Annotated in this window: 19 protein-coding genes and 1 other annotated feature; of the genes, 18 read left to right on the top strand and 1 reads right to left on the bottom strand. The window is 50.3% G+C overall.

Annotated features, from left to right (window positions below; genetic code table 11):
* The first annotated feature begins 2 nt into the window (after nt 1–2).
* From ACTHRH_RS01950 to ACTHRH_RS01930, 5 genes are all read left to right on the top strand, one after another.
* On the top strand, nt 3–1154 hold the full coding sequence (locus ACTHRH_RS01950) for an FtsW/RodA/SpoVE family cell cycle protein (protein ID WP_150959656.1): 1152 nt from the start codon (nt 3–5) through the stop codon (nt 1152–1154).
* A gap of 283 nt (nt 1155–1437) precedes the next feature.
* Complete coding sequence (locus ACTHRH_RS01945) at nt 1438–2298, top strand: M23 family metallopeptidase (protein WP_379290151.1); 861 nt, start codon at nt 1438–1440, stop codon at nt 2296–2298.
* Entirely contained in the window at nt 2291–3166 is an 876-nt protein-coding gene (locus tag ACTHRH_RS01940; protein WP_225312617.1) for a M50 family metallopeptidase, read from the top strand. Before ACTHRH_RS01945 ends, ACTHRH_RS01940 begins: the two co-directional genes overlap by 8 nt.
* A gap of 35 nt (nt 3167–3201) precedes the next feature.
* Nucleotides 3202–4437 (top strand): Rne/Rng family ribonuclease, encoded by a 1236-nt coding sequence (locus ACTHRH_RS01935; protein WP_260982131.1) that lies wholly within the window; start codon nt 3202–3204, stop codon nt 4435–4437.
* A 66-nt stretch (nt 4438–4503) separates the two neighbouring features.
* Nucleotides 4504–4650, top strand: coding sequence for a hypothetical protein (locus ACTHRH_RS01930; RefSeq protein WP_186328396.1), 147 nt, complete (start codon nt 4504–4506; stop codon nt 4648–4650).
* A 450-nt stretch (nt 4651–5100) separates the two neighbouring features.
* Here ACTHRH_RS01930 and ACTHRH_RS01925 read toward each other — a convergent pair whose 3' ends face one another.
* A complete protein-coding gene (locus tag ACTHRH_RS01925; RefSeq protein WP_150959654.1) occupies nt 5101–5283 on the bottom strand; it encodes a hypothetical protein in 183 nt (60 codons plus the stop codon).
* 721 nt (nt 5284–6004) lie between these two features.
* Between ACTHRH_RS01925 and ACTHRH_RS01920 the strand changes: the two genes are divergently transcribed.
* The 13 genes from ACTHRH_RS01920 to ACTHRH_RS01860 form a co-directional block, all read left to right on the top strand.
* Nucleotides 6005–6661 carry an HAD family hydrolase gene (locus ACTHRH_RS01920; RefSeq protein ID WP_440413807.1) on the top strand — a complete coding sequence of 219 codons (657 nt, stop codon included), beginning with the start codon at nt 6005–6007 and terminating at the stop codon, nt 6659–6661.
* A 97-nt stretch (nt 6662–6758) separates the two neighbouring features.
* Nucleotides 6759–6848 (top strand) — a sequence feature (ribosomal protein L21 leader region).
* 12 nt (nt 6849–6860) lie between these two features.
* Complete coding sequence (gene rplU / locus ACTHRH_RS01915; RefSeq protein ID WP_144935946.1) at nt 6861–7172, top strand: 50S ribosomal protein L21; 312 nt, start codon at nt 6861–6863, stop codon at nt 7170–7172.
* 13 nt (nt 7173–7185) lie between these two features.
* Nucleotides 7186–7542 carry a ribosomal-processing cysteine protease Prp gene (locus ACTHRH_RS01910; RefSeq protein ID WP_144935949.1) on the top strand — a complete coding sequence of 119 codons (357 nt, stop codon included), beginning with the start codon at nt 7186–7188 and terminating at the stop codon, nt 7540–7542.
* Nucleotides 7536–7847 (top strand): 50S ribosomal protein L27, encoded by a 312-nt coding sequence (gene rpmA / locus ACTHRH_RS01905; RefSeq protein WP_144935952.1) that lies wholly within the window; start codon nt 7536–7538, stop codon nt 7845–7847. The genes ACTHRH_RS01910 and rpmA overlap by 7 nt, the downstream gene beginning before the upstream one ends.
* A 162-nt stretch (nt 7848–8009) precedes the next feature.
* Complete coding sequence (locus tag ACTHRH_RS01900) at nt 8010–8744, top strand: Spo0B domain-containing protein (RefSeq protein WP_440413804.1); 735 nt, start codon at nt 8010–8012, stop codon at nt 8742–8744.
* 55 nt (nt 8745–8799) lie between these two features.
* Nucleotides 8800–10107 carry a GTPase ObgE gene (gene obgE, locus ACTHRH_RS01895; RefSeq protein WP_144935957.1) on the top strand — a complete coding sequence of 436 codons (1308 nt, stop codon included), beginning with the start codon at nt 8800–8802 and terminating at the stop codon, nt 10105–10107.
* Nucleotides 10108–10369: 262 nt separating this feature from the next.
* Nucleotides 10370–10822, top strand: a complete 453-nt coding sequence (locus ACTHRH_RS01890) for an ACT domain-containing protein (protein ID WP_144935959.1) — start codon at nt 10370–10372, stop codon at nt 10820–10822.
* Between the two features lie 241 nt (nt 10823–11063).
* Nucleotides 11064–12350 carry a homoserine dehydrogenase gene (locus ACTHRH_RS01885; RefSeq protein WP_144935962.1) on the top strand — a complete coding sequence of 429 codons (1287 nt, stop codon included), beginning with the start codon at nt 11064–11066 and terminating at the stop codon, nt 12348–12350.
* Between the two features lie 42 nt (nt 12351–12392).
* Nucleotides 12393–13454, top strand: coding sequence for a threonine synthase (thrC, locus tag ACTHRH_RS01880; RefSeq protein ID WP_379290140.1), 1062 nt, complete (start codon nt 12393–12395; stop codon nt 13452–13454).
* A 21-nt stretch (nt 13455–13475) separates the two neighbouring features.
* Complete coding sequence (gene thrB / locus ACTHRH_RS01875) at nt 13476–14450, top strand: homoserine kinase (RefSeq protein WP_144935967.1); 975 nt, start codon at nt 13476–13478, stop codon at nt 14448–14450.
* A 170-nt stretch (nt 14451–14620) separates the two neighbouring features.
* Complete coding sequence (gene pheA, locus ACTHRH_RS01870; RefSeq protein WP_144935970.1) at nt 14621–15496, top strand: prephenate dehydratase; 876 nt, start codon at nt 14621–14623, stop codon at nt 15494–15496.
* Between the two features lie 6 nt (nt 15497–15502).
* The gene (gene ilvE, locus ACTHRH_RS01865) at nt 15503–16381 is read left to right on the top strand and encodes a branched-chain-amino-acid transaminase (protein WP_144935973.1); all 879 of its coding nucleotides are present in this window, start codon (nt 15503–15505) and stop codon (nt 16379–16381) included.
* Nucleotides 16382–16629: 248 nt separating this feature from the next.
* On the top strand, nt 16630–18039 hold a 1410-nt coding region (locus ACTHRH_RS01860; RefSeq protein ID WP_440413800.1), incomplete at its 3' end, for a LysM peptidoglycan-binding domain-containing protein.

The raw sequence follows: 18039 nt of genomic DNA, 5'->3' as shown, positions 1-18039 counted from the left end.
TTGTGCTCGCTAAATTAAAGAGGATCGATTGGTACATAGTTCTCATCCTGGGTGTCTTCATGATTGTCAGCTCGCTCCTCATTTATAGCGCAACGGTAGATGTGCCCAAGTATGCTAATTTTAATTTCCATATCAAGAACTTTATCTACTACGCTTTAGGATTTTTCCTTTTCCTTGTTATCTCGCTTCTGGATTACCGGATACTGCTAAAGCTTTCTTGGTACGCCTATGGGTTAGGAATTATACTGCTTCTTGGCTTGTACAAATTCGGGGTCGTACGGGAAGGTGCCATCGGCTGGTATCAACTGGGAGGCTTTGACTTTCAGCCCGCTGAATTTATGAAGCTGGCTCTCATTATGGTGATCGCCTCCTTCATGAGTATGAGAGAAGGCGAACCGCTACGTTTGGGGAAGGATGTCATCCCGATCGGCCTGATCGTTTTCGTACCGTTCATTCTCGTTTTCGAGCAGCCGGATCTCGGCAATGCGGTTATATATATCGCCATTCTGCTCGGTATGCTCTGGATCGGCAACGTACAATTCAAGCACGTTGCGATCGGCGCGATCATTGTAGCCGTAATCGTCGGCAGCTTTTACTATTTGTACCAGCATTACCACGATTCCATCGAGGCCTACCTGCAGGCTAACAATAAAGGGCACTGGGTCAAAAGGATCGATACGTTCCTTAACCCGGAGCAAGCCGATAAGGACGCCCGCTTTCATCTGGAAAGGGCACAGATTGCCATCGGTTCCGGCTCCTTGCTCGGGGACGGTTATCTGAAAGGAGATTCCATTCATAATAATTTTGTTCCCGTTGCCTATTCCGATGCCATTTTCGTAGTGGTGGCGGAGGAGTTCGGCTTTGTCGGGTCTGCGGTGCTGCTTATGCTGCTGTTCAGCTTCCTCTACCGAATGATTCTGATCGCACTGAAGTCGAGCGACCGCCGAGGGTCATTTATCGTCATCGGGATAGTCTCGATGTATGTGTTCCAGATTTTCCAGAACATCGGAATGTGGTTTGGCTTGCTGCCCGTTACGGGAATTACGCTCCCTTTTATCAGCTACGGGGGAACCTCGCTTCTGATCAATATGGTCTCCATAGCCATAGTCATGAGCGTACAAATTCATCAGGAACCGGAGGAAGACTTGGCCTGACCTAAGCTCTCGCTTTCGCCATTCCCTGCAGGGGATGCGGAAGACAGGGCTTATTTTTTTACCCCTTATTTTCTTGCGGATAAGCCCTATACATAAATACTCCTTGCCCCTCATAGGATGAAGTAAACAAGCTGTGTGAGTTCAACAGGTTCCCGTTAATGATCTTAAGCGGCATCAGCCGAAATTTTGATCTGAATAGGCTCCAACTGCAGTTGGTTGCAGCGCCTGAATGACTTGTCTAATGGGACTTGTTGAACTGCCTCGTAATCGGGAGGGGTAAACGGTGGAAGTGAAAGCCAATGTACGCCAGCGCAGGCAAGAGCGAATCAAATCGCTTCAGAATGATCATCGGGCAGAACCAATGCCCAGGATTTCTCCCCCTGAAGCCGAACCTCCAACGGCCGCGGATGAACGGTGGTCCGATCCGGAATTTGTGTGGAAAATGAAGCAAAAGCAATGGCTGAGTTCCTCCGGTCACCGATCAAGCGATGATTCGGAGCAAGGAGGATCGGGAGGGAACCGCTTAGTCCCGAGCACCAGGGCTATCTGGTTGAAGCTGCTCGCCAGTATCCTTGGCTTCATGCTGGTATGGGGCATGTTCCGGCTTGAGCATCCATGGGCTTATCAGGGCAGACAATGGGTTGGGGCTGCTTTGACACAGGACATGCCTTTCACCGCCCTGGCCGGCTGGTATGAGCGCACCTTCGGCGGAGCCCCCTCTTTCCTGCCTGCTTTTCGCGGGAAGAAGGAGCAGGAAGCGCATAGGGCGGATTCTCCGCAGCTCAAGCATTTCACGGTTCCCGTTCAGGGAACGCTAGTCTCTTCCTTCTCGGCGGATCAGCCGTGGGTTGTCATTCAGACGTCAGGGGAAGCTCCGGTCTATGCGATGGATACGGGGAGAGTAGAATTTGCGGGTTATTTGGAGGATACCGGATACACGGTAGTCATCCGCCATGCTAACGGATTGCAGTCCACATACGGATATTTAAAGGCGAACTTGTGGGAAGAGAATGATTGGATTGAGGGCGGGGAGCTGCTTGGAAAAACGAGATCGGGAACCGGACGCTGGGCGGAGCAGTTATATTTTGCGGTGAAGAAGGACGAGGAATCGATTGATCCTACGGAAGTGGTAGCCTTTGATTAAGTGGCTGGGAACGCGCTACCGCTTTCATCCTCTGTTTGTCCTGATGATGCTTCTGTCCCTGTTTACAGGGTATTTTGTGGAATTGATCACCTTGTTCGGCATTGTGCTCATTCATGAGCTTGGACATGTTTTTACGGCGAAAAGCTTCGGATGGAACGTCACTGAGGTTCAACTGCTCCCGTTCGGCGGAGTGGCGGTTGTTGAAGAAAGCGGCAACGTTCCCGCCAGAGAAGATCTGATAGTGGCGTTAGCCGGCCCCTTGCAAAATTTGTGGATGGCGGCCTTTGCTCTGTTGGTGCTTGCGACCGGATGGGCTGACCCCGAGTGGTGGATATATTTCATACAGGCGAATTTATGGATAGGCGCCTTTAATCTGCTGCCGATTCTTCCTTTGGACGGGGGCAAAATTTTACAGGCCGTGCTAAGCTACTTCCTGCCTTATCACCGCACTTTATTGCTCACGACGTGGATCAGCTTAATCATGAGTTTCGGCCTCGTTGCGGCTTCGGTCTTCCCTTGGAACGGAGGAGGGGTCCATTTGAATTTGCTGGTCATCGGCTTATTCCTTCTCTATTCCAATTGGTACGGTTACCGGCACCTTCCTTTTCAATTCGTAAGATTTCTGATGAGCCGCCATGATCGTTTTGCCACTAGCTGGATAAGGGGGACCATAGCACAACCCATTATCGTCTCGGGGGGGCATCGGGTAACGGAAATCATGCGTCTGTTGATGAGGGAACAGTATCATTTGATCTATATTATGGGGGATCAAGGGTCGATCAGGCATGTCGTTCCGGAACAAAGGCTGATCGATGTTTATTTTAGCGGGAAAAAAAGGAACGATGCGGTATCCGACTTATTCGTGTAAAATGGAGCTTAGCGGTTAAGGGCAGAGGTGATTTTTTGAAACAAGTTTTAGTTCAGAATAAGCAAGGATTATGCAAAATCGTTGTCATGGAAAACGGAAAAATGACGGAATATTATACGGAACGTCCATCCGAGATTGAGAAGGCGGGCAATGTTTATAAAGGAAAAGTTGTCAACGTTGTTCCCGGCCTTCAGGCGGCATTCGTCGATATCGGCTTGGACAAGAACGCTTATTTATACATTGATGATCTGCTGCCAGCCCACTTGGAGAAGCAGCCTGAGCACAAACCGTCGATTCGCGATTTGGTGAAGGAAGGGCAGGAGGTCATCGTGCAAGTGAAGAAGGAGCCTGTCGGTTCCAAGGGGGCGCGGGTAACGACTCACTGCACCATTCCGGGGCGCTGGCTCGTCTTCCTTCCGGAAGCGGATTACGTAGCTACCTCGAGAAAAATTAACTGTCCGGAGGAAAAGACCCGCCTCCGGCAATTGGCGGAAGCCCTTCGTGAGCCGGGCGACGGCATCATTGTGCGGACATTGGCGGAGGGGCAATCATCGGAAGTTCTTGAGCAAGATTTCCAATGGCTGAAGGATGTGTGGTCCTCGATCTTGAGGAAAGCGGAATGCAGCACAGCTCCCGCATTGCTGTACCGGGACCTGTCTCTGCTTCCCAGACTGGTCAGGGATTTATTTAACGAGAGAGTGGACGAGTGGGTGGTGGACGAGCCTCAGGTCGGTGCGGAAATTAAGGCGATGCTCGACGATATGGCGCCGGAGCTGACGGAGAGAGTCCGGATATATTCGGATCGGACCCCGCTTTTTGAAGCATACGGGATTTCAGCGGAGCTGGAAGCAATGTCCCGGCGTCAAATCTGGCTCCATTGCGGAGGATACATCGTTGTCGATCGGACGGAAGCCTTAACGGTCATCGACGTGAACACGGGCAAGTATACCGGACAGGACAACCTGGAACGGACGGCTTATGTCGTAAATAGAGAAGCTGCGAGTTTGATCGCCCGCTTAATCCGTTTTCGGGATCTTGGAGGCATCATTCTGATTGACTTTATAGATATGGAGGAGGAAGAGCACCGAAGAGGCGTGCAGGAAGTGCTGGAAGAAGAGGTTCTCGGCGATCGGGCCCGGACGAATCTGGTTGGCTGGACGAGGCTGGGGCTGTTCGAATTGACCCGTCAGAGGAGCCGGCCGGCGATTGATGATAATAGCCGGTGCCCGGTATGTGGAGGCAGTGGGAGGTTGCTGTCCAGGGAGGGCTAGATATACTCTTTGTCCTTCGGGATAGCAAAAGCTATTGCAAAGTAAGGACGGGCAGGGGACGTTCAAATGACGGTTGAAAGCCGATTGCGAAGCCGTTACAAGTCGATTGCAGCGCCGTTACAAGCCGATCGCAGCGCCGTTGCAGAGCCGATAGCAAGCAAGCTGTTGCAAAGCCGATGGCAAACGCAGTTGCTAAGTAAAGACGAGCAATAGTACATTAAATTCCTCCCTTTTTCCAAAAAGAGAGCGAAAGACGCTCAAATGTGCAGGTCTTTTGGACGAAATGGGGCCATTTCGCAAAAAATCGCTCCAAAGACCTGCATTATCGCTTTAGAATCAGGCATGTGGCGACTTTTACCCAAAAAGACCTGCACTATTGCTTTAGAATAAGGCGTTGCACGCGTTTCTCTCCAAAAGACCTGCAGTTTCTCCACGGCCTGTCTTTACGATCTCTGGCGGTATAGGGAGGGCTGGCGGGCGTCTATCGTTGGCCAAGAGCAAGAGGAGGGTGTCCCGTCGCGAGGCGGAATGCGGGTAGGGGCGTCTGTGTTATTTGCTGCCAGACTCCTGAAGGCCACACCTAGCAATCCATAGGGAAGCCGACTTTTAGCCGCCCCGTATGCCCTTCTGTCTCTCTTCGCAATGATAAGTTTTACATTTTGTTCAAGAGTTGTTAACTTCCGAATCCTCTGAGCTCCTTGACGATTTTTCCGTGTTCTCCAGCCGCTTATCGTGACATTCAAAGCAGTACAATTCCCCGTTTTCGGCTACCGTGCCGTTTAGAAAACCGTCCATGCAATAAATTTTTACCCCGCACCGGACACAAGCCCCTACATACTCTTTCATCCTGCATACCCCTTTCAGACGATAATATAAAGAAATACGTTCTATAATCTACATTATATTTATAACTCAGCTACTTTCGCACTTAAATAAACTTGTGATGACGGCGAAGATAAGAAAAAGATACTGCTATGTTTAACAGGTCGAACCTGACCAAAATTCTATCAAGATCGAAGAGAGTCTCTTATGCTTCAGATAACGAAACGAACGAAACTTCACAACTACCTCATAGGCGGAAGATAAATTGCTGCGATTATGCAGTTATTATGAATCGATTCAGAACATTATGGGGAAAAGCCTGCGAAAATGCACGAATTTACCTATAAGATCAACCCGAACTCCCTTTAAACGAGAAGAAAGATGCAGATTCGCAGGCTTTGCAGCGGACACGGAATCAATTCGTCCAAAAGGATGCACTTTTGCAGGCTTTGGCCAAAAACAAAGTTCGTAAAATGGAGTTATTTTACATTTATCATAAAAGGCTGCCTGATGTTGAAAAAAGAAAGGCGTAGGTCTATTGTGCCTCCTCGAAAGGAAAGGCATGGGCCCGTTGATCCAGGTAGGAAAGACTTCCCGGGTATTGAGAAACAAAAGGACTTAGAAAAAAAGGGATTATATGGAGCAAGAAGGTTGCCAAAGGTAAATAATATGATATTATTTTAATATGGTAAAGTGATAACGTAATAAAATAATACATCTCTTTTTTAGGGAAGGAGAGACATGGATGATCCGAGCGGTTGTTTTCGATTTTGACGGGCTGATCCGAGATACGGAAACGTATGAATACTATTCATTTGTTAATCTGCTTGGCGAATATGGGGTAGAGCTGCCCCTTGAATTATACAGCAGCAGAATCGGCGGGGATACGGATACCTTCTGCCCATACTCCTACCTGGAATCTTCCATCGGCAGGACGCTGGAACGAGAACGTCTGAGAGAACGCCGGAGAGAAATCTATGCTGAACTTATTCATACGGAGAAGACCAGACCCGGGGTGGAGGATTATTTGCAAGCCGCACAGAGGATGGGATTACGGATCGGCTTGGCCTCGAGCGCCCCTTCGAGTTGGGTGATGCCGAATTTGGAGGAGCTGGGGCTGGTTCCGTATTTTGAATGTATCCGGACGCATGATGATGCGGTTCGCGTTAAGCCCGATCCCGAGCTTTATCTCAACGTGCTGGATGCCTTGGGGGTGAATCCGCGGCAGGCAGTCGCCTTTGAAGATTCTCCTAATGGGGCTTTGGCTGCTTTCAGAGCTAATATGCGTTGTGTCATTGTTCCGAACAAGCTGACTGAGCAATTGACCTTCGGACATTATGACTTGCGCCTGAGCTCCATGAAGGATATGGGGCTGGAAGAGGTGCTTGCCCGCCTCGGCTGAATGGGCAGAAGAATTCCGGCCACCCGATGGGCTATCGTTAATTTTTTGAATTGATTTACGGGATATAATATGATAGAATGATTCAGTATGTTGCAGCAGCATGCTGTAACCGCGCATGTCGGGTTATCAAGAGACCGGGCTCCGCAAGGGCAAGGCCACCTGGACGATGGCGAGTCTGAGACATGAGGAGGTGCAACGAATGTACGCAATTATCGAAACTGGCGGAAAGCAGTACAAGGTTCAAGAAGGCGATGCTATTTACATCGAGAAGCTGGATGTTAACGAAGGCGATGTGGTTACTTTCGACCGTGTTCTTCTCGTTTCGGGAGACAAAGGCGTTTCGATCGGATCTCCGGTCGTATCCGGCGCTTCGGTTTCCGCGAAAGTGGAGAAGCAGGGCAAAGGCCGCAAAGTGATCGTTTACAAGTACAAAGCTAAGAAGAACTATCGCCGCAAGCAAGGACACCGTCAACCGTACACTAAAGTAGTGATCGAAAAGATTCAAGCGTAACCGGAGCCTTCCGATGATTAAAGTAATCATTACGCGACGGGCATCGGATGAGACCATTGAATCCTTCTCTGTGAAAGGACATGCCGACTTTGCCGAATCCGGCAAAGATATCGTTTGTGCCGGTGTTTCGGCCGTAACGATCGGAACGATTAATGCCGTTGAAGAGTTGCTAGGCATTGCACCGGACACCGAGATGAAGAGCGGCTGGCTTACGGCCTGCTTTCCGGACGGACTCCCGCAGGAGCAAGAGGAGAAGCTTCAGCTGCTGCTGGAAGCTATGGTGGTCACGTTGAAATCCATTGAACAATCATACGGTTCCTATATAACGGTTAAGAATAAATTGGGAAAAGGAGGTAGACAGACATGTTGAAGTTAAATCTTCAGTTGTTCGCATCGAAGAAGGGTGTCGGTTCCACGAAGAACGGACGTGACAGCATTGCCAAGCGTCTGGGTGTCAAGCGTGCCGACGGCCAATTGGTAACGGCAGGAAGCATCCTGGTTCGCCAACGCGGAACCAAGATTCATCCGGGAACGAATGTCGGCATCGGTTCCGACGATACTTTGTTTGCGAAAGTGGAAGGCGTTGTTAAGTTTGAACGCTGGGGCCGCGATCGCAAGAAAGTGAGCGTCTACCCGGCTGAAGCTGCCCCTGTAGCAGCAGCAGTAGAAAGATAATCAACGGTGAACAGACTCCGGCAGCTTCTGCCGGAGTTTTTTTCGCTCTGAACAGTGTGTCCCATGACATTCGCCGGATCATTCTTAAGTTAGGCGGATGCAGTTCGAGTAGGAAAATGCTATACTTGAACAATGTGGAATCCATAGGGGACGGTGCAAGCCATGAGCCGGATGAAATTGCTGCAGGCATTGACATTGGTTATTTTTGTTGCCTCATTATTAAGTCTTGCTGCATTTGCGATGCCATTTTTTGCACGCTGGTCGTTCGCTGCACTGCTGGTTGTAAGCGGTTATGCTTTCCTCAGGCTGGAGCAAGCCCGCCGGCAAGCGGCCTGTGATGATCGGCTTATACAGACGGTGAGTCATCATCGGCATGATTGGATGAATGATTTTCAAGTGCTGCTCGGTTTAATGAAGCTCAAGAAATTTGATAGTATGCAGCCTTATATGGATAAAATAAAAGCAAGAATGCATCAGGAAAGCTGCATGGCCAAGTTGGGCTCTTCTTCGTTAATCGCGTATTTGATGTCATTTCGTGCGGACAAGCGCCCGCTGGAATTGGAGGTAAACGTTGAGCAGGAAATTAATCTGGCACAGCTAAATGTAGAGAAGGACGGGGTGACCTCCCTGCTGAAGGAGACCGTGGAATGTTTCTGCGGCTGTGCGCAAGGGAGCGACGGGGAACCAAACCGGCTAAGCATCGAAATAGGGCTGGAGGACACGGACTTGCTGCTTGACTTTGTCTATGACGGAAATTATCGCGAGGATCTGCTGGGAGAGGCTGTGACGGCGATGAAGAAACGCCGGAATAACAGCCGGGTTTACATAGAGGAGGAAATCGGTCAGAACCATGTCGTGCTTACCTGCCGATTTAAGAATGCAGCGGGCCGGATATGAGAACAAGCTGTGCGTATCTATACTATAGATGTAGGAAATTCGGGGTGAACCGTTTATGTTTGTAGATAAGGCCAAGATTTACGTAAAAGGCGGCGATGGAGGAGACGGAATAGTTGCCTTCCGGAGGGAAAAATATGTTCCCGAAGGCGGTCCGGCGGGTGGAGACGGAGGACGCGGAGGCGACGTCATCTTTCGCGTGGACGAAGGGCTGCGGACGCTGATGGATTTTCGGTATCAGCGTCATTTCAAGGCTCCGCGCGGCGTTAAAGGAAGGAATAAATCGATGCATGGCGCCAATGCGGAAGATATGATCGTTAGGGTGCCGCCGGGAACGGTCGTTATCGATGACGATACTCAAGAGATCATCGCCGATCTTACCACACACGGTCAAGAAGTTGTAGTCGCCAAGGGTGGAAGAGGGGGACGTGGAAATACCCGCTTTGTTACCGCCAAGCATACGGCCCCGGAAATTGCCGAGAAGGGTGAGGAAGGCCAGGAACGGTGGGTTATCCTTGAATTGAAGGTGATGGCCGATGTAGGGCTTGTCGGTTTTCCAAGCGTGGGCAAATCCACACTGCTTTCCGTCGTTTCGGCCGCACGGCCGAAAATTGCGGATTATCCCTTTACTACCCTGACACCCAATCTGGGAGTGGTGGACGTCGGGGACGGAAGAAGCTTCGTCATGGCGGATTTGCCGGGCCTGATTGAAGGCGCTCATCAAGGTGTGGGATTGGGCCATGAATTTCTGCGCCATATCGAGCGCACCCGGATCATTGTCCATGTTGTGGACATGGCTGTCACTGAGGAAGAGGGAAGAGATCCCTATGACGATTGGCTCAAGATCAACGAGGAAATCAAGCTTTATAATGCCAAGTTGGAGGAACGTCCGCAGTTGGTAGTTGCCAGCAAAATGGATATTCCTGGGGCGGAAGAGAAGCTGCAGCGCTTTAGGCAGCTTCTGCTGGAGAACCATGGAATCGAGGAAGTGCTTCCTATCTCCGCAGCTACGCGCGAAGGAATCCAGGAGCTGATCTACAAGGTGGCAGATCAATTGGACGCCATTCCCGACGCACCGCATGTGGAAGAAGTGCCGGAAGCGGAAGAACGGAAGATCTACCGTTACGAAGAAAAGACCGATACAGGCTTCACTATCCGTCGGGAGAACGAAGTCTATGTCGTTGAAAGTCCCACTATTGAGAACTTGTTGAAACGAACCCAGTTCGGCTCTCATGATGCGGTGATGCGGTTCGCCCGTATTATGCGCAAGATGGGCGTTGACGATGAATTGCGCAAACGCGGAGCTACCGACGGAACCATTATCCGGATTGGAGATTTTGAGTTCGAGTTTGTTGAGCAGGGGTAAAGACGGCCTTTAATCTGATTATAGGGGATAACCGCCCACAGGGGCTGGGCTGGAGAGACAATAGTCTCACCTGGGAATCACGATTGAAACTCGTGACCCCAAGAAATAGGCAGACCGCCTTTCCATGAGGGAAGGCGAGGCTGCGTTTTTTCTTTTTGCACATGCTCGCGGTTAATAATTGCCTATTGCCACCAAGCGGGGTATCCGTTATAATGTCCACTATATAGAAACAAAAGTATGTATGGGGAGGACGATTGGCAATATGTCCGCTAGAAATGAAAGGGAGCCTTTTTATCTGGTTAGAGAAGATATATTGCCGGAAGCCGTTCTGAAAACGATGGAGGCCAAGGACCTGCTGGCCCGGGGCGAAGCGAAGACGATCCATGAAGCTGTCGATAAAGTCGGGATCAGTCGAAGCGCCTTCTATAAATACAGAGACGGCATCTATCCTTTGAACAAGGTGGACAGGGAGAGAATTGTGACGGTCTCCATGAATCTGGAGCACCGTTCAGGCATTTTGTCCAAGGTGCTGGCTTGTATTGCCGGCCTGGAAGGGAATGTGCTGACTATTCATCAGAGCATCCCGCTGCAGGGGATGGCTAACGTCGTTATTTCTGTAGATACTTCCCGAATGGACGATCCGATTAGCGGCATGCTGGAAGCCTTGAATAATATGGACGGGGTTCGCAAAGCACTCGTCATCGGGCAGGGATAGCTTTGTCCGACCGGTTCGGGAGACCGGGAACGGGACGATTTCCACTCATTGGCGGGATACGAGAGCAGGATGGACGGGAATCTCCATTCAAGAGAACCGCGATCAGATTTATTTTAGTGCGATGTATTTCCTTGCGGGTGCCGGAATTCCGGACAGACCTGCAGTAGCTTCATTTGCCTAGCTAATAGGGCCGGGCATATATACACGAGAATAGAAAGACTGGAAGATGGGGGAATAGTGGATGAAGCCGATAAAAGCGGGATTGCTTGGTTTGGGAACGGTAGGGACGGGCGTGGTCCGGATTGTGGAAGGACACCAGGAAGATTTGGTCATGCAAACGGGTTCTTCTCTCACCATAGAGAAGATTCTGGTCAAGAACCGCAGCAAGGAGAGAAGCATTACTGTCGGACCGGATAAGCTTACGGAGGATCCGTGGGAGATTATCAACCATGAAGAGATTGATGTTGTTGTGGAGGTTATGGGGGGAATTGAGCCCGCCAGAACCTATATACTTGAAGCCCTGAGCCGCGGCAAGCATGTAGTCACCGCCAATAAGGATTTAATGGCTCTTCACGGGCAGGAGATTCTCGCCAAGGCAGCGGAGAACGGCTGCGATGTCTTCTATGAAGCGAGCGTGGCAGGGGGAATACCCATTATCCGTACGCTGGTGGAAGGCTTTGCCTCGGACAGAATTACGAAAATTATGGGAATTGTGAACGGCACTACCAATTATATTTTAACCAAAATGAGCCAGGAAGGGGCTTCCTACGAGGATGTTCTGAAGGAAGCTCAGGAGCTGGGGTATGCCGAGGCTGACCCAACATCCGATGTGGAGGGGCTCGATGCCGCCAGGAAAATGACGATTCTCGCCACACTGGGCTTTAACGTCAATGTATCTCTGGACGATGTGAGTGTTAAGGGAATCAGCTCGATTTCGAAAGAGGACATTCTGTATGCGAAGAAGCTCGGGTATGAAGTGAAGCTTCTTGGAATAGCGGAACGCAAGGATGACTCGATCAGCGTTACGGTACAGCCTACGATGGTTAACAGAAGCCATCCGTTGGCCTCCGTTAACGGAGTATTTAATGCTGTCTATGTATATGGCGAAGCTGTGGGAGAGACGATGTTCTATGGGCCGGGTGCCGGCGAGCTGCCTACGGCCACCTCGATTGTGGCCGATCTGGTGGCGGTAGCCAAGAACCGGAATCTGGGAGTCAGCGGCCGCAGAGTCTTTACCCCGTATAAAGAGAAGAAGCTCAGAACGGCGGAACAGGTCGATTATAAAAACTTTATGCTGCTCCATGTGGAGGACGAACCCGGAGTGCTTGCCAAAATTGCCAAAGTATTCGCACAGCATGAGGTTAGCCTGGAGTCGGTGCTGCAGCAGCCGAACCCGAACAATCCGAAAGCGGAGCTGATTATTATTACCCATGACGCCAACCAGGCGAGCATGACGAAGGTGCTTGAGGATTTCCAAACTTTGGACGGCATTGATAGAGTGCAAAGCGTGTATCGTGTGGAAGGCTGATATCCGAAGAAGATATAAATTTATAATTAGGAGTCTGAAAAGATGAGATATCTAGGATTGCTTGAAACTTACAAAGCTTATTTACCCGTAACGGATCGTACCCCAATGATTACTCTTCATGAGGGAAATACTCCGCTCGTTCGCGCGGAGAAGCTGTCGGATGAGCTGGATTTGGACGTTTATTTCAAATACGAGGGGCTTAATCCGACCGGTTCCTTCAAGGACCGCGGCATGGTTATGGCCGTTGCCAAAGCAATGGAGGAAGGAAGCCGGACGATTATGTGCGCATCGACGGGGAATACTTCCGCTGCTGCAGCCGCCTATGCGGCACGCGGCAATTTAAACTGTATCGTCCTCATCCCTAACAATAATATTGCTCTCGGCAAGCTGGCCCAGGCGATAATTTATGGCGCCAAGGTAATCGCCATTGAAGGGAACTTCGACCGTGCTCTGGAAATCGTCCGGGAAATTACGGCCAAGCATCCGATCACATTGGTTAACTCCGTAAATCCATATCGGATTGAAGGTCAGAAAACCGCCGCATTCGAGGTTTGCGATCAGCTTGGCAAGGCGCCTGATTATCTGGCCATACCGGTAGGGAATGCCGGGAACATTACGGCTTACTGGAAAGGATTCAAGGAATACAATGAGCTTGGCAAAACCTCTTCCCTGCCTAAGATGATCGGCTTTGAGGCCGAAGGTGCCATGGCCATCGTTAAAGGCGAGCCTATCCGCGAGCCGGAGACGGTAGCTACGGCGATTCGGATCGGCAACCCGGCGAGCTGGACAGGTGCCGTTAATGCGGCCGAGGAGTCCGGAGGGCAGATTAATTATGTAACGGATGAAGAAATTCTGCACGCATACCGAACCATTGCCTCCAAGGAAGGAATTTTCGCCGAACCGGCTTCGGCCGCTTCGATAGCCGGGGTGATGAAGCTCAATAAGGAAGGTTATTTTACAGGTGGAGAATCCGTGGTATGCGTTCTGACCGGACATGGGCTTAAGGATCCGAATATCGCCATCAAGAGCGTAGAATCGGAGCCGCTTGTTGTCGAAGACAACGAACAGGCCGTTATGGAAGCTATCCGTAAGCTCGAATCGTAATAAGAAACCGGAGTGAACGACATGAACAAGGCAAAAGTCCGCGTCAAGGTTCCCGCCAGTACCGCCAATCTCGGACCGGGATTTGACAGCCTCGGAATGGCCCTCAACCTGTATGCTTGGATCGAAATGAAGGCATCCGATCGCACGGAGATTCAGCTCTACGGAGATCATATGGAGCAGGTGCCGACCGATAAAAGCAACTTGATTTATAAGGTAGCACAAATGGTATTTGCGGAGGCGGGAGTAGAATGCCCGGAATTGGAAATATCCGTTTACAGCGAGATCCCGCTTACCCGCGGTCTGGGCAGCAGCGCATCGGCTATCGTCGGAGCGATGGCGGCGGCGAACCGGCTGATCGGCAGTCCGCTTTCGGATGACAAGCTGTTCCAGATGTCCAGTGCCTTGGAGAAGCATCCCGACAACGTCGGTGCTTCTTTGTTCGGAGGCATTATAACGGCCTATTGGGATGGTTCGCGGGCGGAATATATCCGGATAGAACCGCGGCCGAATCTAGAGGTGCTCGTCGCTATTCCGGAGTTTCATCTGTCTACGGACAAGGCGAGGAAGGTTCTGCCTGAGCAGGTTCCTCTGAAGGATGCCGTCTTCAATGTCAGCCACACTTCCTTGCTGGTGGCTGCATTATGCAGCGGACGATATGATGTCATACGCCATGCGATGAAGGATGCGCTTCACCAGCCTTACCGTGCCTCCTTGATTCCGGGAATGAAGACAATACTGGACAAGGCTACGGATTATGGGGCATTAGGAGTAGCTCTTAGCGGGGCAGGACCTACGCTTCTCGCTTTAGTTGACGCGGAGAGCGAAAGCCGTTCCGAACTGGAGCATTTTCTGTTATCGACGCTGCAAGGGGAGGGAGTGCCGGCACAGACGATGTGGTTGAAGCCTGCCCTGCATGGGGTTGAAGAACTCAATCATTTCGATGAGCAGCGGAGCTTCCTGGATAACGTGCGTAACAGCCCGGAAGCCAGGCTATGAACTACCGGTTTAGCTTCCGGGGAACAGGCCGCTGTCTTGCAATTTCGCATGGCAGGTGTTAAGATTCAGAAGAAAAAACTCGATATTTTGGCGAATTCCGACAGTAAGTATGTACTTTAAGGTTGGAATGGCCAAAGAGGATCGACAGGATAAAAAGGAGAGGTCCGGGCGTGACCAAAATAGCCTTTCTTGGACCCGAGGGAACGGTATCTCAAGAGTCTGCACAATATTTTTTCAATAACGAGTCTTACGAATATATTCCATACAGCTTTATATCGGACGTATATAACGCTACCGTATCGGGTCACACGGATGTCAGTGTCATTCCGATTGAAAACACGATCGACGGCTCCGTCAAACTGCATGTTGACCAGCTCGTTCTTGGCGACCTGCAGATCCAAGCGGAATGGATTTATCCCTCAATTCAGAATTTAATCGGTTTCAAGCAACCCCAGGAGAACGGGCTTGCGGAAATTGAGAAAATCATTTCGATCGATGTCGCTATCGCTCAATGCCGTAACTTCCTGCAGGCACATCTGCCGGAGGTCAAGTTCGAATTTGTCAGCAGCACTGCGGAGGGAGTAAGAAGAGTTCGGGAGTTGGCTTCCCCCGCTGTCGCGGCGATCGGCACGAAGCTGGCGGCTAAGCAGTATGGACTGGAGCTTCTGGCGTCCAACATTACGGATCACCAGAATAATTTCACCCGCTTCATCCTGGTGGGGAATTCTTCACCGCCGCTCAAAGTTGCAAATAAATACAAGACAACTCTGCTTGTAACCCTTCCGGAAGATTACCCGGGCGCCCTGCATCAAGTGCTGTCCGCTTTCGCCTGGAGGAGAATCAATTTGTCCAAAATAGAATCGCGGCCGACCAAGCTGAAGCTCGGAACTTATTATTTCTATATCGATGCGGAAGGATCCTTGGATTCCGTACTGATGCCGGCAGCCATCGAGGAAATCGAGGCTCTGGGCTGCCAGGTCCGTATTCTGGGCTCTTATCCCAGCTATAATTACGAAACTTCTGACACAGCACATATGGAGGTGTAGTCATCCATGTCACAATGGATCTATCTAAACGGGGAATATGTAACTAAAGAGGAAGCGACCGTATCCGTTTATGACCACGGCTTTTTGTACGGTGACGGAATCTTCGAAGGTATTCGTATTTATAACGGAAATATTTTTAAATGCAAAGAACATCTGGACCGATTGTACGATTCCGCCAAATCGATTATGCTCAACATTCCCCTGACGTACTCGGAGATGGAGCAAGCTTTAGTGGAAACCATTCGCAGGAACGGATTGAAGGATGGCTATATCCGACTTGTCGTTTCGCGCGGTCCCGGGGACCTCGGTCTGGACCCGCGGCGCTCGCCCAAAGCCAGCGTCATCATTATCGTTGAACAGCTTTCCATCTATCCGGAGGAAGCATACATTCACGGTTTGAAGACCGTTTCCGTATCGACTCGCCGCAACGTTCCGGATGCATTGAATCCGAAGATCAAATCGTTGAACTATTTGAACAATATTCTGGTTAAGATCCAGGCCAATTTGGCCGGGGTCGGAGAGGCTATTATGCTCAATTCCCAAGGGTATGTAGCCGAAGGCTCCTCGGATAATATATTTATCGTTAAGCGTGGAACCGTCTTTACTCCTCCATGCTATTGCGGAGCTCTGGAAGGAATTACCCGGGCAGCGATTATTGAAATTTGTCAAAAGATCGGGTACACCGTCAAAGAGGAACCGTTCACCCTTCATGATGTGTATGTCGCGGATGAAGTGTTCTTTACGGGTACGGCAGCGGAAGTGATTGCCGTTCGGGAAGTGGACGCACGCATCATCGGTGAAGGAAAGGCAGGCCCGATCACCACCCGTCTTCTTCAGGAGTTCCGGAATATCGTAGAAGTTGACGGTGTTAAAGTTTACGAATAATTTTTTATAAAGTACAAAGCTCCTGCGAGACGGTTTAGTCTTGCGGGAGTTTTTTTTGCGTAAAGGATGTCAAAAGCCTATTTCCTGCATACAATGTAATGTCATTTCTGGGCACGGTGAAGGTGCCGGGGGCAAGGTCAGGTTGATTCCAGCTTCAATCACCAGGCGCGGAGCGGGAGACACCGGCTACCGAAGAAGTCGGCCTGAGGCCATCGGCTCGCTCCGTACATTACAAGGAGGTTTTAGGCTTGAAAATTCATATCGTCAAGAAAGGTGAATCGCTGTATCAATTGTCGAAGAAGTACAATGTAGATCTCGACAAATTGATCGAGTTTAATCCGCAAATTGAAGACCCGGACAAAATTGATGTCGGCACGAAGGTGAAAATTCCGAGCCCTTCCATACCGATGGAACCCCCCGAAAGCGACATTGCACATAAACATATTGTTAAGCAGGGGGATACTTTGTGGAAATTGTCCAAAAAATGGGGAATTCCGCTCAAGGCTATGATTGACGCCAATCCGCAGCTTAAAAATCCAAGTATATTAATGACCGGACAATTGGTTTATATCCCCAAGTGGAATCCTGATGGGGGCAATCAACCGAATGTTCCTGGAGAAGCCTCACTGCAGGAACTGAATGTGATGGCAGAGATGAATGCTATGGCGGAGTCCAATCTTATGCCCGAAATGACCATGCCTGTACCGCCGCACAAGAAGAATACGGCCCCGATTGTGCCGGAAGCTCCAATTCTGCCGATGGCAGAGGAGGTAAAGGAAGAGATCGAAGAAGTTAAAGAAGAGGTTAAGGAAGCTAAGGAAGAGATCAAAGAAGAGGCCAAAGAAGTACAAGAACTTCTGAAGGAAAAGGTCGAGCCGAAAGAAGTCGTGGAATTGGAAGAAATAAAAGAGGTGGCGGTAGAGAAGGAAGAGGAGAAAGCATACCCGTCCGTTCTGCCGTTTAAGGAAAACATACATCAGGAAGCTCTGGAGGAGAATGTGAATTTGGTTGCCCCCTTGGAGAAAGAATCGGTTCCTCATTCATATCCTTCTATTATGTATACGGAGCACTTGTTTGAACAGTATAATGTGCCTGCCGTTGAAGCTGCCGTGGAATATACGGGCTGGGCTCAAGCGAATGCAAATGTGGAGCCGCAAGTGAGCCCTTATCAAGACTGGAGCTCCTGGCCAACGTCTAACGAGGCAGCCTTGAACGCTCCTTATGAGTATGCCAACCTCCCGCAGCTTTCGGGAGTTGACCCGAATGTACTGCCGCAGCCGCAATATGCGCCTTATTCTTACGAGTCTAAGGGTAAGCACGATTGCGGATGCCAAGGGCATCATCATGCCTCCTATGCGGATTATCCGGGCCTTCAGCCTTATTCTGTGCAGATGACAAACGTTAGCCCTATGGCGAATGTGAGCCCGGTACAGGAAAAAGGGAAGGCCGAGAATAAAAATCCGGCCGGAACTTGGCAGGATGGCGGTCATATACATTCGGCAGGACACTGGCCGCATGACGGGGGCAATGTGCAATCGATGAGCCACTGGCCGCATGACGGAGGCAATGTGCAATCGATGAGCCACTGGCCGCATGACGGGGGCAATGTGCAATCGATGAGCCACTGGCCGCATGACGGGGGCAATGTGCAATCGATG

The organism is Paenibacillus sp. SAFN-117 (assembly GCF_051966115.1).
In the GTDB taxonomy this organism is placed as follows: domain Bacteria; phylum Bacillota; class Bacilli; order Paenibacillales; family NBRC-103111; genus Paenibacillus_L; species Paenibacillus_L residui.
The sequence above is the reverse complement of the archived record's forward strand: the minus strand, read 5'-3'. Positions and strand labels throughout refer to the sequence as shown.

Excerpts from the sequence above, each read along its gene's own strand:
- ilvE (WP_144935973.1), top strand. The coding sequence starts at position 15,503 with ATGTCACAATGGATCTATCTAAACGGGGAATATGTAACTAAAGAGGAA.
- ACTHRH_RS01890 (WP_144935959.1), top strand. The coding sequence starts at position 10,370 with ATGTCCGCTAGAAATGAAAGGGAGCCTTTTTATCTGGTTAGAGAAGAT.
- ACTHRH_RS01900 (WP_440413804.1), top strand. The coding sequence starts at position 8,010 with ATGAGCCGGATGAAATTGCTGCAGGCATTGACATTGGTTATTTTTGTT.
- thrB (WP_144935967.1), top strand. The coding sequence starts at position 13,476 with ATGAACAAGGCAAAAGTCCGCGTCAAGGTTCCCGCCAGTACCGCCAAT.
- rpmA (WP_144935952.1), top strand. The coding sequence starts at position 7,536 with ATGTTGAAGTTAAATCTTCAGTTGTTCGCATCGAAGAAGGGTGTCGGT.
- rplU (WP_144935946.1), top strand. The coding sequence starts at position 6,861 with ATGTACGCAATTATCGAAACTGGCGGAAAGCAGTACAAGGTTCAAGAA.
- ACTHRH_RS01925 (WP_150959654.1), bottom strand. The coding sequence starts at position 5,283 with ATGAAAGAGTATGTAGGGGCTTGTGTCCGGTGCGGGGTAAAAATTTAT.
- obgE (WP_144935957.1), top strand. The coding sequence starts at position 8,800 with ATGTTTGTAGATAAGGCCAAGATTTACGTAAAAGGCGGCGATGGAGGA.
- ACTHRH_RS01930 (WP_186328396.1), top strand. The coding sequence starts at position 4,504 with ATGACGGTTGAAAGCCGATTGCGAAGCCGTTACAAGTCGATTGCAGCG.
- ACTHRH_RS01920 (WP_440413807.1), top strand. The coding sequence starts at position 6,005 with ATGATCCGAGCGGTTGTTTTCGATTTTGACGGGCTGATCCGAGATACG.
- ACTHRH_RS01885 (WP_144935962.1), top strand. The coding sequence starts at position 11,064 with ATGAAGCCGATAAAAGCGGGATTGCTTGGTTTGGGAACGGTAGGGACG.
- thrC (WP_379290140.1), top strand. The coding sequence starts at position 12,393 with ATGAGATATCTAGGATTGCTTGAAACTTACAAAGCTTATTTACCCGTA.
- ACTHRH_RS01910 (WP_144935949.1), top strand. The coding sequence starts at position 7,186 with ATGATTAAAGTAATCATTACGCGACGGGCATCGGATGAGACCATTGAA.